Annotated in this window: 17 protein-coding genes; 8 read left to right on the top strand and 9 right to left on the bottom strand. The window is 69.7% G+C overall.

Annotated elements, in window-relative coordinates:
- Nucleotides 1-306: 306 nt before the first annotated feature.
- The 5 genes from O1G22_RS25815 to O1G22_RS25795 form a co-directional block, all read right to left on the bottom strand.
- The gene (locus O1G22_RS25815; RefSeq protein ID WP_270083482.1) at nt 307-2655 is read right to left on the bottom strand and encodes a HelD family protein; all 2349 of its coding nucleotides are present in this window, start codon (nt 2653-2655) and stop codon (nt 307-309) included.
- A 299-nt stretch (nt 2656-2954) separates the two neighbouring features.
- The gene (locus O1G22_RS25810) at nt 2955-3737 is read right to left on the bottom strand and encodes an anti-sigma factor family protein (protein WP_428986402.1); all 783 of its coding nucleotides are present in this window, start codon (nt 3735-3737) and stop codon (nt 2955-2957) included.
- Nucleotides 3738-3787: 50 nt separating this feature from the next.
- On the bottom strand, nt 3788-4375 hold the full coding sequence (locus O1G22_RS25805; RefSeq protein WP_079173430.1) for a sigma-70 family RNA polymerase sigma factor: 588 nt from the start codon (nt 4373-4375) through the stop codon (nt 3788-3790).
- A 228-nt stretch (nt 4376-4603) separates the two neighbouring features.
- A complete protein-coding gene (locus tag O1G22_RS25800) occupies nt 4604-5167 on the bottom strand; it encodes a CGNR zinc finger domain-containing protein (RefSeq protein WP_270083480.1) in 564 nt (187 codons plus the stop codon).
- A gap of 85 nt (nt 5168-5252) precedes the next feature.
- Nucleotides 5253-5996: an SAM-dependent methyltransferase gene (locus O1G22_RS25795; protein ID WP_270083479.1), complete on the bottom strand. Its 744-nt coding sequence runs from the start codon at nt 5994-5996 to the stop codon at nt 5253-5255.
- Between the two features lie 89 nt (nt 5997-6085).
- On the opposite strand from O1G22_RS25795, the gene O1G22_RS25790 reads away from it, so the two are divergent.
- The 3 genes from O1G22_RS25790 to O1G22_RS25780 all read left to right on the top strand — a co-directional run bounded on the left by O1G22_RS25790 (nt 6086) and on the right by O1G22_RS25780 (nt 8908).
- Nucleotides 6086-7492, top strand: a complete 1407-nt coding sequence (locus O1G22_RS25790) for a S1 family peptidase (RefSeq protein ID WP_270083478.1) — start codon at nt 6086-6088, stop codon at nt 7490-7492.
- A 71-nt stretch (nt 7493-7563) separates the two neighbouring features.
- Entirely contained in the window at nt 7564-8304 is a 741-nt protein-coding gene (locus tag O1G22_RS25785) for a hypothetical protein (protein WP_270083477.1), read from the top strand.
- A 94-nt stretch (nt 8305-8398) separates the two neighbouring features.
- Nucleotides 8399-8908 (top strand): hypothetical protein, encoded by a 510-nt coding sequence (locus O1G22_RS25780; protein WP_270083476.1) that lies wholly within the window; start codon nt 8399-8401, stop codon nt 8906-8908.
- 214 nt (nt 8909-9122) lie between these two features.
- On the opposite strand, the gene O1G22_RS25775 is transcribed toward O1G22_RS25780, so the two are convergent.
- Both O1G22_RS25775 and O1G22_RS25770 read right to left on the bottom strand, forming a co-directional pair.
- Nucleotides 9123-9560 carry a hypothetical protein gene (locus tag O1G22_RS25775; protein WP_270083475.1) on the bottom strand — a complete coding sequence of 146 codons (438 nt, stop codon included), beginning with the start codon at nt 9558-9560 and terminating at the stop codon, nt 9123-9125.
- Nucleotides 9561-9616: 56 nt separating this feature from the next.
- Entirely contained in the window at nt 9617-10075 is a 459-nt protein-coding gene (locus O1G22_RS25770) for a hypothetical protein (protein ID WP_270083474.1), read from the bottom strand.
- 179 nt (nt 10076-10254) lie between these two features.
- Between O1G22_RS25770 and O1G22_RS25765 the strand changes: the two genes are divergently transcribed.
- Genes O1G22_RS25765 through O1G22_RS25750 form a run of 4 tightly spaced genes read left to right on the top strand, consistent with a single transcriptional unit; the run spans nt 10255 to nt 12541 of the window.
- Nucleotides 10255-10689, top strand: a complete 435-nt coding sequence (locus O1G22_RS25765; protein ID WP_270083473.1) for an SRPBCC domain-containing protein — start codon at nt 10255-10257, stop codon at nt 10687-10689.
- On the top strand, nt 10676-11026 hold the full coding sequence (locus tag O1G22_RS25760; RefSeq protein ID WP_067048114.1) for an ArsR/SmtB family transcription factor: 351 nt from the start codon (nt 10676-10678) through the stop codon (nt 11024-11026). The genes O1G22_RS25765 and O1G22_RS25760 overlap by 14 nt, the downstream gene beginning before the upstream one ends.
- 44 nt (nt 11027-11070) lie before the next feature.
- Nucleotides 11071-11736 (top strand): DUF2182 domain-containing protein, encoded by a 666-nt coding sequence (locus tag O1G22_RS25755; protein ID WP_270083472.1) that lies wholly within the window; start codon nt 11071-11073, stop codon nt 11734-11736.
- 37 nt (nt 11737-11773) lie between these two features.
- Nucleotides 11774-12541, top strand: a complete 768-nt coding sequence (locus O1G22_RS25750) for a DUF899 domain-containing protein (protein WP_270083471.1) — start codon at nt 11774-11776, stop codon at nt 12539-12541.
- A 51-nt stretch (nt 12542-12592) separates the two neighbouring features.
- Here O1G22_RS25750 and O1G22_RS25745 read toward each other — a convergent pair whose 3' ends face one another.
- Entirely contained in the window at nt 12593-12784 is a 192-nt protein-coding gene (locus O1G22_RS25745) for a DUF397 domain-containing protein (protein ID WP_270083470.1), read from the bottom strand.
- A 7-nt stretch (nt 12785-12791) separates the two neighbouring features.
- On the bottom strand, nt 12792-13643 hold the full coding sequence (locus O1G22_RS25740; protein ID WP_270083469.1) for a helix-turn-helix domain-containing protein: 852 nt from the start codon (nt 13641-13643) through the stop codon (nt 12792-12794).
- Between the two features lie 228 nt (nt 13644-13871).
- On the opposite strand from O1G22_RS25740, the gene O1G22_RS25735 reads away from it, so the two are divergent.
- Nucleotides 13872-14348, top strand: a complete 477-nt coding sequence (locus O1G22_RS25735) for an ATP-binding protein (RefSeq protein ID WP_270083468.1) — start codon at nt 13872-13874, stop codon at nt 14346-14348.
- Nucleotides 14349-14396 lie beyond the last annotated feature (48 nt).

Genomic DNA, 14396 nt, shown 5'->3' with positions numbered 1-14396 from the left:
TCGCCTGGGGTTGCGGACGTTTTGTTCATGAGCGGTGGCCGGTTTCGGAAAACCACTTCCACCATACGAGAAACGATCAGACAAGGAAAGAGGCCCACGTCACATCGGACGTGGGCCTCTCTCATGCTTTATGACACCGACCCGCCATGCTCGCCTCGCGGCAAGTGGTCCCTCGCAGGGACAAAGGTTGGGCCCGGGGGCTTGGATCGGGCCGGTGCCGTACCCAGGCTAACAAACGGATGCCCAGGGCCATTCCTCCTGCGGACAGTTCACAGAAAACTCAGTCCGCCGGTCCCGTCGGTCCCGTCAGTCCCGCAGAAGGTCCGGTACTCCGGCCGCGTCCGGCTCGTCCCGCTCCCCGGAGACCACCGTCAGCTGCTGGGTGGCCCGGGTCAGCGCCACGTACAGCACGCGCAGCCCCGCCGGTGACTCGTCGGCGATCTCCGCGGGAGAGACGACCACGGTCGCGTCGTACTCCAGGCCCTTGGCCTCCAGGCTGCCGAGCGCCACCACCCGGTCGCCGAGCCCGGCCAGCCAGCGCCGGGCCTCCTCGCGCCGGTTCATCGCGACGACCACGCCGACGGTGCCGTCGACGAGGTCCAGCAGCCGCTCGGCCTCGGCCCGCACGGCCGCCCCCAGCGACTCTCCTACGACGGTGAAGCGCGGCTCGACCCCGGTGGACCGCACCGCGCTGGGCGCCTCGGCGCCGGGCATGGCCAGGGCGAGCACCTTGGCGGCCAGCTCGGCGATCTCGGCCGGGTTGCGGTAGTTCACGGTGAGCTGGAAGCGGCGCCGGGGCCGGGTGCCGAGGGCCTCGTCGCGGGCCTCGGCCGCCTCGTCCGGGTCGGACCAGGAGGACTGGGCGGGGTCCCCGACGACCGTCCAGGTGGCGTGCCGGCCACGGCGGCCGACCATCCGCCACTGCATCGGCGTGAGGTCCTGCGCCTCGTCCACGATGACGTGCGCGTACTCGGTGCGCTCCTGCGCGAGCCGCTCGGCCCGCTCGCGCTGCGACTCCTCGCGCACCGGCATCAGCTCCTCCAGCCCGGTGAGGTGGTCCAGCGGGTCGAGCTCGCGCTTCTTCTTCGGGCGGGCCGGGAGGCCGAGGATCGCCTGGAGCTCGTCCAGCAGGGCGATGTCGTGCACGGTGTGCCCGTCCCGCTTCAGCGAGCGGGCGACCCTGCGGACCTCACCGGGGTTGAGGATCCGCCGGGCCCAGCGGCCGAGCCGCTTCTCGTCGGCCATGGCGGCGAGGACTCGCTGCGGGGTCAGCTCGGGCCACCAGGCGTCGAGGAAGGCGAGGAAGGAGTCCTCGGACGCGACGTCCTCGTCGAAGGAGGAGCGCAGTTCGGCGGCCAGCTCCGGGTCGGTGTGCCGGCCGGCCGCGCCGGACCGCGCCCACAGCGCGTCCAGCAGCAGCTTGCGGGCGCGCGGGCGGAGCAGATTCACGGGCGCGGTGCCGCCGAGGGCGGTGCGGCGGACGTGTTCCAGCTCGGCCGCCTCCAGCTCCAGGCGGCGCCCGAAGGCGACGACGCGGAGGCGGGTGGGCGGACCGGTGACCGTCCGCTGCGGCTCGGCGTCCTCGTCACGGCTGGTGGGACCCAGCTCCAGGGCGCCCCGGGCCGCCTTCCGCAGCACCTTCAGCATCCGGTACGAGCCCTTGGCGCGGGCCACGGACGGGGAGTCGTACAGGGTCGCCTCCACGCCGTCGACCAGCGAGCCGATGGCGCGGATGGCGACCTGGCCCTCCTCACCGAGCGAGGGCAGTACGCCCTCGGTGTACGCCACGAGGAGCGGGGTCGGCGAGACGATGAGGATGCCACCGGCGTACCGCCGGCGGTCCTGGTACAGGAGATAGGCGGCCCGGTGCAGCGCGACGGCGGTCTTCCCCGTCCCGGGTCCACCCTCGACGTAGGTGATCGAGGCGGCGGGAGCCCGGATCACCAGGTCCTGCTCGGCCTGGATGGAGGAGACGATGTCCCGCATGGTGTGGGTGCGGGCCTGGCCGAGGGCGGCCATGAGGGCGCCGTCGCCGATGACGGGCAGCTCACGGCCGTCGAGGCGGGCGGTCAGCTCGGGCCGCATCAGATCGTCCTCGACGCCGAGCACGCGCCGCCCCTTGGACCGGATGACCCGGCGCCGTACGACCCGCCCGGGGTCGACCGGGGTGGACCGGTAGAACGGCGCGGCGGCGGGCGCGCGCCAGTCGATGACCAGCGGCGCGTAGTCCTCGTCGAGAACACCGATGCGGCCGATGTGCAGGGTCTCGGCGATGTCGGCGGTGTTGTCGTCCCGCACGGCACCCTCGGCCGGCTCCACCGCCGTGTAGGCCCCGTCGGGCCCCTTCTTCCCGTCCTTGCCGAGAAGAAGATCGATGCGCCCGAAGAGGAAGTCCTCGAACTCGTTGTTGAGCCGGTTGAGATGGATCCCCGCCCGGAAGACCTGCGCGTCACGCTCGGCCAGCGCACCCGGGGTGCCGACCTGGCCGCGCTTGGCCGCGTCGTTCATCAGGAACTCGGCCTCGTGGATCTTCTCCTCCAGCCGCCGGTACACCCGGTCCAGGTGTTCCTGTTCGACGCTGATCTCCCGGTCACGGACGGAATCGTGTGCGCCGTGTACCGAGCCGACCGCGGACTGCTGAACCTGAGCGGCCACCGGGCCCCCTTCTGACGTGCTGGGCAGCCGTCAACCGTACGCGAAGGGGCGCCATGAAAGCTACGGCAGGACAACTCCCCAGGGGCGCGGGGCCGTGTCGATATGCGGCTCCGCCGCGATGGGGGTCCCCGCTGTTCGAGCGAAGCCGAGAACTTGGGGGAGCGAACAACCACGACGGACCCGCCGGCGAGGCACGGCAGGACGCACCCGGATCCGGCACGGGGGGCCTGGGGGCGCAGCCCCCATAAGGCGGCACCCCCTGCCAACAGCACCAATTCCGGCCAAGCCCGCCGCAGGCGCTACGCGTTCACTTGCACCAGCTTCTTGCCCTCGAAGGTGACGACCTCGAAGTGGTCGATCTCGTTCGGCTTGAAGGCCGTGGCGCCGCCGATGTAGAGCGGTTTCTTGGACTCCTCGGTCTGCGCGTCCGGGATGCCGTAGCCCCAGTTCGGGACGGACCACGACGACATGGTCACGCGCTGTCCGTTCTTGGCGACGGCCACCAGGGAGCACTTGAGCGGCCCCTTGACGTTCTTCAGCTCCAGGACGGCCTGGGTGCCCCACTCCTTCTGCTCCATGGCGACGGTCGCGCTGGCCTGGGACGCCGGGTCGGTGGCCGACTTCTTGTCGGGCATGGCGGAGAACGTCGTCTGGGCGGACGAGGCGGTGACCTGCCCGCCGCCGGAGCTGTTGCCGCTGTTGGCGGCGATGGCGGCCAGCGGCCCGGCGATGATCAGCGCGGCGGCCGCGGCGATCATGTAGAAGGAGCGGCGCCGCTTCTGGGCGCGCTTCTCCGCCACCTCGTCGACCAGCTTCTCCACGATCCGCGGGCTGGGCCTGGCGGACAGCGAGTCGCCGATCGCGGGCGTACTGCCGGAGCCCGGCAGATCCGCGAGCGCGGCGAGCATCGGCTCCATCCCGGCCAGCTCGTCCAGCTGCTGGGCGCACCACTCGCAGCCGGCGAGATGCGCCTCGAAAGCGGTTGCCTCGGCGTCATCGAGAATCCCGAGGGCATAGGCGCCGACGGTCTCGTGTTCGCTGGGCACCGAAGAACCTGAACCGGGACTCATGGGCCCAGACATACCCGGACCACCAGGGCCATATCCCTGCATTCCCCCGTAACCGTTGCTCATCACGCCGTCACCCCCCGCTCCTCCAGTGCCAGCTTCATCGATCGCAGGGCGTAGAACACCCGAGAGCGCACCGTGCCGCTGGGAATGCCCAGCGTCTCGGCCGCCTCATTGACCGTACGCCCCTTGAAGTACGTCTCGACGAGGACCTCCCGGTGGGCCGGGGTCAGGTCGTCGAGCGCGTCCGACAGCGTCATCAGCCACAGCGCCTTGTCGATCTCGTCCTCCGCGGGGATGACCTCCAGCGGCGACGGATCGACCTCCTGCGGCCGGGCCTGCCGGCTGCGGTGGCCGTCGATGACGATGCGGCGCGCGACCGTCACCAGCCAGGGGCGTACCGAACCGGTCGCCCGATTGAGCTGACCGGCGTTCTTCCAGGCACGGATGAGCGTTTCCTGTACGACGTCCTCGGCGCGCTGCCGGTCACCGGCGACCAGCCGCAGGACATACGCGAGCAGAGGTCCGGCGTGCTCTCGATACAGCGCACGCATCAGCTCCTCATCTGGTTCCGAGGGCTGTGATGAGGACATGCGATGTCGGGCCCTCGATCCACGTTCATTGGCCACGGCCGCATCCTTGCGCACGCCCACCTCCGGTGTCCGGGGGTTCCCCCAGTCGGTCGCTCGCCCACCCGTACGGAAGTGGGGGCCGACGTGTTCAAACGGAGTTGGCGTTTTTCTTGAGGACGACGGGCCGAGCGGGACATGAGCACACATTCCCACCGCATGATCTTTGCATTTCCGACACATCGGAGGGGGCGGCTTCGGGACGCCCGGGCTGCCCGCGCAGGGCGGCCGGGAAACCCGGTGTTACGCACATCACGCCCGCGTCAGGGCGGCCCGCCGCCGGTGCCGGGCCACCCGCTCCCGGTTCCCGCAGACCTCACTGGAGCACCAGCGCCTGCGCCGCCCCCGGGACGTATCCAGGTACACCAGCGGACAGTTGTCCCCTTCACACTCCCGTACGGCGGCCCGCGCGACGGGATCGGTGAGCAGCTCGACGGCGTCCCGGGCGACGAGGGCGAGGAGCGCGGAGCAGGAGGGCGGGTCGGCCAGCTCCCTGGCGAGCCGGCCGTCCGCACCGCGTACGGCACGGGGAGCCGGGGGCGCGGAACGGGCGAGGCCGTTGACGCGGGCGAGTGCCCGGTCGTACGAGCCGGTGTCCGGGGTTGTGCCGCTGGGCAGCACCAACAGCCGGACGAGCCCCCGGAGTTCCTGGAACCGGACCACCCAGGACCCCTCGGCGTGAGCGAGCGACGTACCGCTCGGCACCAGGCCCACGCCCCCGATCCACGCACCCAACGCCCCGACGCCGTCCAGCCGTTCGCCCGGATGCGAGGTGGCGAGGAGATCGAGACAGATCCGTCCGGCGTCGAATGCCATGTGCCTGTCACCGCCTAGGCAGGAACCGCAGGAACCGTGGGCTCTCCTCCTCACAGTGCCCGCCCGGACGCCGCGCCGGAAGCCCTCAGTCGGCACCAGGTGTCCGGCGCAGGACCAGGGAGACGAACCCCCAGCTGTCCCGGTAGCCGCGCAGCCATTCGGTACGGCGGGCGTGGGCCGTCTCCAGCACCTCCGCGCTGTCCGGATCGTCGGGGTGGTCCAGGGCCCAGGCGGCGAGCGAGCCCCAGCAGGCCCATTCGTAGTCGTCCAGCTCCCGGCGCGTGCTGACGTGCCCGTCGACCGGGATCCATCCGTCGGCGACGACCCGGTCCACGGTGTCCGCCAGGTCGGTGAAGTCCCCGAGCATCTCGACGGCCTCCGGTGACGGCGGACGCTCCCAGAAGCCGTCCCCGACGAGGACACGGCCACCCGGAGCAAGGTGCTCGCGGGCCGCGGCGAGGGTGGGCAGCAGGCCGCCGAAGGCATGCGCGGCCCCGAAGCTGAGGACCACGTCGAACGGCTCCGCGGACACGAACTCCTCGGCCTTCTGGTGGTGCAGGACGAGACGGTCCCGCACCCCGAGCTCGCGCGCCGCCGCGTCCGCCTGGGCCAGGGCGTCCTCGGAGAGGTCCACCCCCTCGGCGTGCACGTCCGGCCGCGTGGCCAGCGCACGCAGGAGCCATTCCCCTTGGCCGCAGCCGAGGTCGAGCACCCGCTCGGTCCCCTTCGGCAGGCCTCGTTCCAGCAGCCGGCGCACGGAGTCGTCGTCGAGCGGGGACTTGACGGGGTGTTCGGCATGAGCGATGCGGGAGATCTGTTCGCGATTCACCGGGGCAGCGTGCCAACGGCAGTGCCCGTGCGCACGTCATTTACGACGGACCCCCGCTTCGGGGGAGACAACTGAGGAAATGAGGCCCTGTGAAGAAATCCGGCAGAGGCCGCAGACGGGCGGTCATAGCCCTCCCCGTCGCGGCGCTGGCCCTGTCCCTTCCCTTCATCGCGTCGCCTTCCGCGGGTGCGTCGACGCGATCGGCGCTCACCGCCCCGGCAACGGCAACGGCCGCGGGCTCGGGCTCGGGCTCGGGCGGTCAGACGATCGAGAAGAACCAGGAAACCCTCGACAAGATCGCCGGCCGCATCACCGAGGGGCTCTCCGAATCGGACCGCGCCAGGATCCCCGGCTTCACCGACATCGAAGTCGACTCCCTCCACAACAGCCTGCGTCTGCACTGGAAGGGCGACCCGCCGCAGCGGGTACGGCGCATCCTCGCCCACCTGCCCGAGGGCGTGCACGCCTCGGTGCTTCCGGCCCGCTACTCCAAGGCCGATCTGCACGCGGCCCGGAACAGGCTTCTTCACGGCGGAAAGCCCGCGGATCTGCGCGTCTCCGGCACGTCGACCCCCCTCCGCATCACCAGCATCGCCCCCGCGGTCGACGGAAGCGGACTGCGGATCGGCTACGACGAAGACCGGGGCGTGGGCAAGAGCGACCGGATGGACCCGCTGGCGTCGGCCGCTCGCCAGGACAGGTCGAGCGAGGTCAAGGCCGCCACCGACCGCCTGACCGGAGTCCGTACCACCGTGGCCTACCAGCCGCTGAGCGTGGACCTCTCCTCCCGGCAGGAGGACGACACCCCGTGGCACGGCGGGGCGGCCCTGCGCAACCCCGGCGGGGGCGTCTGCTCCAGTGCGTTCAGCGTCAAGACCTCCACCGGGCGGTACGAGCTCAGCGCGGCCTACCACTGCGACGGCAGCGGCGGTGTGTGGCACACCTACTGGGGCAACAGACTCATCGGCACCACCGACACCGCCCAGCGGCTCGCGTCGGACGACGCCCTGGGCATCAGCCTGCCGTCCGGACAGTCCGCCGGGCGTCTGTACGACGGTCCGGCGAACGAGACCGACGGGTACTCCAAGCCCGTCTCCGGCTGGGGCCACAACAACGTGGGCGACTACGTCTGCACCGACGGCGCCAACTCGGGTGTGCACTGCGGCGTGCAGATCTCCGCGACGGACATCGGGGTCACCGGAGCGAACGGCGTCTACCGGCCGGACACCGACCTCGCCTATTCCACGTCCCGTACGAAGGACCACATCGCGGCGGCGAACGGCGACAGCGGCGGACCGGTCTTCGCCGGCGTGAACAACTACACCTCCGACGAGGCACGCGGCATGATCACAGCCCTCGACCGCACGGTCACCTGCCCGTCGTCCGAGTACGTCCTCGACAGCGGCGTGCGCACGCCGTGGTGCGTCCAGGGTGTGTACTTCGTACCGATCTTCCAGACCCTGCAGGACATGCACTGGACCCTGGTGACCCAGTGACCGCCGGCTGAACGACCGGTGGGCCGCCGGGCCGGACCGGCGGCCCACCACACATACAGAGGAGCGTGACCATGTCCCACAACGGCCGACGGCGCCTGCGCCCCCGCACGGCATGGGCCGCGGTGGCATCGGCCTGCCTGATCACGGTCGTGGCCGGTTGGGCACTGCGGGATCGCTCGCACACCTACGACACGTCCGTACCGGGCGATGTGCTGATCAGCGCCGACGGACGCACTCTGACCACCCCGGTGATCTGGACCGGCTGCGAGGACGAGCCTCGTCTGGTGGCACACGAATCCGCCCGGACGGTCTCACTGGAGCTGGCGCACCAGCGGCACGCCGGGCTGCCCGAGAACGCCGTATGCGTCGGCAGCGGAGGAGAAGGCGGCCAGCGGCTGCTCACCACGACCCTGGACCGACCGCTCGGCGCCAGGACGCTCTCCGACGCCGTCTCCCACGACACCATCAGCCCCTTCGAGGCCACCCACCTCGCCCACCCCCGCTACCTCCCCAAGGGCTACACACCGTCCGACAGACCTCTCGGACCGGGCGACATCACGACACCCCCGTACCGGCGCACCCGAACGCCCTCATGGACGGTCACCTACCTCCGGAACCCGGGGCAGGGAGGGGGCACAGGCTCCTTGAGCATCACCCAGACCACCGGACGGCTCACCCACAGACCGGGAACCCCGCCGGGTGGATGGTCTCTGACCTGGTACGCCGCCGGATACACCATCAGTGTCCAGGCAGCGGACCGGCAGCTGACCGAGGACGAGTTCCGCGAAGTCGCCGATCACGTCAGCCCGTGATCATCACGAATCCATCACCTCTCCTCCGCACTCCCCACAGATCTGGCGCCGCAGGACTACCGTCGTCGCTCCTGAAACTTCCCAGGGGGGACGAATGACCAGCCCATACATGCCGCCGCCACCCACCCCACCGGTCCGCCCGGCTCCCAAGTGGGCCCGGAAGCGCTACGTACTGCCCGTGATCGGCTTCGCCTTCTTCCTGGGAATCGGCGCGGGCGCCGGCGGTCAGCACAGCGACGGCAACAGCGTGAAAACAGCGGCCAGCCAACCCCGGCCGACCGCGACCGTCACCGCCACCGCCACGGCGACGGCCACCGCGAAGCCCGTACCTGGACCGACCGTGACGAAGACGGTCAAGGCGACGGTGACGGTCACCGCCCAGGCGTCGACCGACAACAGCTCCGGTTCCGGTGACGGCAGCTCAGGCGACACTGGCAGCCAGAGCGCATCCGGCACCTGCTCCATCGTCTCCAACGCGGGGAACTGCTACTCCGCCGGCGAGTTCTGCCGCAACAGCGACCACGGAGCGACGACGACGGACGCCTCCGGCACGAGCATCACGTGCGCCCTCAGCGGGAGCAGGTGGCGCTGGACCTACTCCTGAGCGGTGAGGCAGGCGAACTTCGTCCAGAACGGCTTGGCGGGAAGACGGTGTGACCCAGTGGCCGTTCCTTGAACGCGTCGAGTTCGGCGTCAAGCTCGCCCGGAAGGCGGCGCTCACCCGGTACATGAAGGGCGATTTCAGGTCGCGGCGAAGGCGATATCGATCAGCGGGGACGGCCCGTGCGTCCCGGCGGCGAGGTGTCGATTGCCGGCACTCACCCCTTCCTGCTCGGTACGAGGGGACGGAATGCGGCGAGGGCAGCTTCCCAGTCGGATGCGACCGGGTCTTCCGGGGGGAGGGCGGGACCCAGGTCTTCTGCCGCGCGTAGCACGGCTGAGGCGAGCTCCGGCGCCGTCGTCCGTGCGACGACGCCGCTCCTGCCAGCGACCGACAGGCCGTCTTTGGTCCGTCGCACGACAAGACCGAAGGAGGTGTCGGCACCGGTGAAGCTCAGCACACGGGCGTTGCCCTGGAGAAAGGCACCCAGGCTGTCCAGCAACTGGACGACCGAAAGGTAGATCATCATGCCCTGATCGGGAACGTGGCCGGCCGAGTCGGCCGTGCCGAGGCCCCCGGTGACGGCCATGTCCCCCAGATCGAAACCGCTGGCATCGCCCTGGCCGGGCCGCACGGTGAACTGCACAGTGATCACGGGGTGTGGCCCTTTCCTATCGGTTCACGTCATCCTCTTTTCAAGGTTTGGAAGCTTCACGGCCGCCACCGGATGAGGGCAGGCATGGCAGCGTGATCGGTGCCTTCCATCGTCACGATGACTTCCCTGCCCGTCACGGTTCCGAGCCAGGTCACGAAGGCGCGAACCGGAGCGAAGGTCGCCTTGTCAGCCACGCCAGACGGATCGAACGTGAACTCGATCTCTTCGACATCGAAGAAATAGCAGGTGAACCACACCCCGTCGACGTCGATGGCCAGGCTCGCCGATTCCTCCGGGTCCTGCTCAAGTCGGGACCATACGACAGAGGCGTCCAAGACGCCGCTCTCCGTGGTGCTGGAGAGCGTCCAGGTAAGGACATGGTTCCCCGGGACCACACGCAGCCCGTCGAACATGCGCCGCCAGTCCTCGATCGTGGTGTCGAGGACGCAGGCCGAGGCCGAGGTGTTGGCCTTCTGGAGTTGAGTCATCGCGACGACAGCGTCCGCCAGGGACACGTCTCCGCAATCGTAGGCGCGTGCCGGAGAGCGGACGCGGTCGGCACTCAAGGGACTGCGACCTGCCTCGATCACGCCGACGCAGCCTTGGCCGGCACCGAGCCGAGCAGACTTGACGCAACCGATCGGTTGCCATAATGTCGCAATCAGATGGTTGCTATAACTCTATGGAGGCAGTCATGGCATTCCCTGATCGCATCGAGCGGACCGTCGAGATCGCGCACCCCCCGGCCACGGTGTGGGCGGCGCTCACCACGGCCGAGGGACTGAGCGCCTGGTTCGGCCAGCAGGCCGAGATCGATCTGCGCCCGGGCGGTTCGGCCTGGATGAAGTGGGACGGCGGGCACTTCGCCGACATGCGGGTGGAGCGGGTGGAGGAGCCGACGGTGTTCGGCTACACGTGGCGCGTGCCCGGACTGCCCGAGGACGACCCGCGCCGCACCTACGTGGAGTTCACCCTCGAACCGGTCGCCTCCGGCACCCGGCTGACGGTGGTCGAGACCGGCTTCGCCCAGCTGCCGGACGACACCCGCCGCAAGGAGTACGACGACCACACCGAGGGCTGGGCGCGCGAACTGGGCGAGCTGGTCGACCACCTCGATGTCGCAGCCTGACATCGAGGCGATCGCCGAGCAGGTCTTCGCCGCCCTGGCCGACCCGAGCCGGCGCGCCATCCTGGCCGCGCTCGCTTCGGGCGGCCCGGCCACGGCCACGGACCTGGCCGGCCGGCTGCCGATCACCCGGCAGGCGATCGCCAAACACCTGGCCCTGCTGGCCGAGGCCGGCCTGGTCACGGCCGAACCGGGTGAACGACGCCGGGTGCGGTACCGGCTGAGGTCCGCGCCGATGCGAATAGCCCAGCAGTTCCTGGCCGCGCTGGCGCGTGACTGGGACAGCCCGCTCGACGCGCTGAAAGACCACCTCGACGGGCAGGCACGCGGATCCACGTGACGGGATCCGGCGCGGCCGCGCCCACCGCGTAGGGAGAACCGACAGTGAACGCGGAACTCCGCCGGCCGGCCGGGCCGGCGATCGCGCTGGGGGTGACGCTCGGGCTCGCCGCGGCATGCTGGGCAGCCGCGGCCGGGCTGATGCACGGCGTGGACATGGGGACGGCGACCAGCCCCGGCCCATCGAGGTTCTTCGCCGCGACGTGGACGACGATGATGGCGGCGATGATGCTGCCGGGCGCGGCTCCGGCCGTCGCCCGGCACGTCCGCGCGACCGGCGGATTGCGCGCCGCGCTGCCCTTCGCCGGAGGCTACCTGGCCGTCTGGGCGCTGGCGGGTGTCGTGGCGTACGCGCTGGACCGGCCGCACGGATCGCCGGTCGCCGGCGCGGTGGTGATCGCTGCGGGCGTCTACGAACTCACGCCGGTCAAGCGGTACTTCCGCTCGCGCTGCCGCGAGGACACCGGTTCCGGGATCGTCTTCGGGCTGTACTGCACCGGCTCGACCATCGGACTGATGGCGATGCTGCTGGCGCTGGGCGTGATGAGCCTGGTGTGGATGTCGGTGGTCGCCGTCCTCGTCTCCGCCCAGAAGCTGCTGCCCGCGAGGAGCGTGGTCGACGTTCCGCTGGCACTGGCGATCGTCGGGCTCGGACTCGTGATCGTCGTCGAGCCCTCGCTGGTTCCGGGGCTCATGTCACCAGGGATGTAACGACGCGAAGCAAGAGACCAAGAGACGGAGACAGGCCATGACCAGTCACAAGACAGGAACACGCGAGGAGTGGCTCGCCGCGCGGCTGGAACTGCTCGACGCGGAGAAGGAGCTGACCCGGCGCAGCGACGAGCTGGCCCGGCGTCGGCAGGAACTGCCCTGGGTCCGGGTCGACAAGGACTACCGCTTCGAGACCGAGGAGGGTACGGCGTCGCTCGCCGACCTGTTCCAGGGCCGCTCTCAGCTCCTCGTCTACCACTTCATGTTCGGCCCCGACTACACCGCCGGATGCCCGTCCTGCTCGGCGATCGCCGACGGCTTCAACGACACCGTGACCCATCTCGCCCACCACGACGTCATGTTCTGGGCGGTGTCACGTGCCCCGCTCGCCAAGCTCCACGCGTACCGGGAGCGGATGGGCTGGACCTTCCCCTGGGCGTCGTCCCACGGCAGCGACTTCAACTTCGACTTCGGGGTGGCACACACCAAGGAGGAGTGGGAAGCGGGAGTCGTCGCGTACAACTTCGGCGAGCAGGACCTGCGTCCGGCAACGCCCGAGGAGAAGACCTCCCACGACACCTTCAGCGAGTCGATGGTCGGCACGGACTGGGAGACCTACCGCCGAGAGGGCCCCGGCATGAGCGCGTTCGTGCTGGAGGACGGCACGGTCTACCACACCTACTCGTCCTACGCCCGCGGACTGGACGCCCTCTGGGGCATGTACCAATGGCTCGACCGCGCTCCCCTTGGCCGCAACGAGAAGGGCGTGTGGTGGAGGCGGCACGATGAGTACGACGAGGAGTGAGCCAGGCTCCTGACCATCACGACCGACGGCCGCCCACTTCGGGAAAGAGGGTCACCCCTCTTCCCTGAAGTGGGTTTCCGCGTACCGGAGGAAGTCCGCCCAGGTGGAGGGGGTGACGGTGAGGTGGGGGGTGGTGGGGGTTTTGGAGTCGCGGATGTGGATGGTGGTGGCGGTGGGGGCCACTTCCACGCAGTTGGAGGCGTCGGGGCTGCAGCTGGACTTTTTCCAGTGGAGTTCGGGCACGGGTACCTCAGATGCTTTGCGCGATGCGGCGGATCAGGTCACGGGACTCTGCGGGCTTCAGGGCGTTGTCCTCCATGCGGTCGAGAACGAGCCGGTACTTTTCCAACTGGGCTTCGGCATCGAGGAACTCGCAGCCATGGTGGGCATCCAACTGGACGGTGTCGAGCTGCGGCACCGACCCGGCCAGATAGTCGATGGACTGTCCCGTGCCGGGAAAGGAGCCCTTGCCGAACGGGATGACCCGCACGGTCACGTGGTCCAACTCGCTCATCTCCACGAGGTGGTGAAGTTGGGCACGCACAATTTCGGGGCCGCCGTAACCCATGTGCAGCGCGCACTCGTGGATCACCGCCGTGTACGGAGGTGGGTTATCGCGGTGGAGGATTTCTTGCCGCTTGATCCGGTGACTCACCCGGTGCTCGATCTCGTACTGCCGTAGCGCGGGTACCGCCTCCTTGAAGAGGGCACGCGCGTGATCGGTTGTCTGAAGCAGGGCCGGGATGTGGATGACCAGGGCAACACGCAGCGCTGTCGCGTGGTACTCCAGCTCGGCCAAGTCAATCAGGCCGACGGGCAGATAGTCGCGGTAACTGTCCCACCAGCCATGCGCTGGGCGCTGGGTCATCGCGGCAAGGGCATCGACCAGGCCGACATCGCTGCAATCGTAGGCGCGTGCAAGTGAGCGGACACGGTCGGCGCTCAGGGGACTGCGCCCGGTCTCGATCATGCTGACGCGTCCCTGGTTGACGCCGAGCCGGGCGGCGGCGCCAGTGGCTGTGAGGCCTGCTCGCTCACGAAGCTTTCGCAGCTCAGCGCCCAACCGCCGGGAACGCAGGGTGGGATTGCCGCTGGGTGGCACTGGGCCTCCTTCCAGTCACCGACTCGACCCTGGGTGTACCTCACATGAGGTAATCACTGATGAAATTCTCTCGATCCACTGAGAAGTATCTCAGCGCTGCGCTAGCGTACACAGCACACCGCCCAACTCCCCCCACCCCCAAGCCGGAAGCGCACCTCCCCAGGCAAAGCCACCGCCGGTGGAGATGGTTGAGCGAGCCCGAAGTCCCTTCTCTCGTCGGAGGTTTTCATGGGCACCGTATCCCTGCCCGACACCTGGGTGTACGCCCTTCGCCTGCCCCATGATCCCCGCGCGGCACGTGTCGCACGTATGACCGTACGGGCAGTACTCAGCGGACACGGCAGACCCAAAGTCGTCGACGCCGTCGAGCTGTTGGCATCGGAGCTGGTCACGAACGCCTACCGGCACACCAGCGGCCCCGCCTCGCTACGGCTCACCGCTCTCGCCTGCGGGCGGATTCGGGTCGGGGTGTGGGACAGTCACCCGCGCATCCCCGCCCCTTTCGGTGAGCCGCCGTCGGACTTTGTCTCACCCGTCCCGGCGGAAGCCGAACAAGGACGTGGGCTGGGGCTCGTACAGGAATACGCGGACTGCTGGGGTGGCCTCCGCATCGGCGACAGTCGGCTGGACCGGGGCGCGGGGAAGTTGCTGTGGTTCGAGGTGGGCGCGCGGCGGGCCGAAGGGGCACGGCAGGCCTTTGCATGACGACCATGGCACAGCCCTGCTCACTCCGGCGGCCGTTCGCATCGCGCT

This window comes from Streptomyces camelliae (assembly GCF_027625935.1).
GTDB classification, from domain to species: Bacteria; Actinomycetota; Actinomycetes; order Streptomycetales; family Streptomycetaceae; genus Streptomyces; species Streptomyces camelliae.
Note: the sequence above shows the minus strand (reverse complement) of the source record. Positions and strands in the feature narration are given on the sequence as shown.

Coding starts and splice junctions, on each gene's coding strand:
- O1G22_RS25810 (WP_428986402.1), bottom strand. CDS start 3,737: ATGTCTGGGCCCATGAGTCCCGGTTCAGGTTCTTCGGTGCCCAGCGAA.
- O1G22_RS25800 (WP_270083480.1), bottom strand. CDS start 5,167: ATGGCATTCGACGCCGGACGGATCTGTCTCGATCTCCTCGCCACCTCG.
- O1G22_RS25785 (WP_270083477.1), top strand. CDS start 7,564: ATGTCCCACAACGGCCGACGGCGCCTGCGCCCCCGCACGGCATGGGCC.
- O1G22_RS25780 (WP_270083476.1), top strand. CDS start 8,399: ATGACCAGCCCATACATGCCGCCGCCACCCACCCCACCGGTCCGCCCG.
- O1G22_RS25765 (WP_270083473.1), top strand. CDS start 10,255: ATGGCATTCCCTGATCGCATCGAGCGGACCGTCGAGATCGCGCACCCC.
- O1G22_RS25760 (WP_067048114.1), top strand. CDS start 10,676: ATGTCGCAGCCTGACATCGAGGCGATCGCCGAGCAGGTCTTCGCCGCC.
- O1G22_RS25750 (WP_270083471.1), top strand. CDS start 11,774: ATGACCAGTCACAAGACAGGAACACGCGAGGAGTGGCTCGCCGCGCGG.
- O1G22_RS25735 (WP_270083468.1), top strand. CDS start 13,872: ATGGGCACCGTATCCCTGCCCGACACCTGGGTGTACGCCCTTCGCCTG.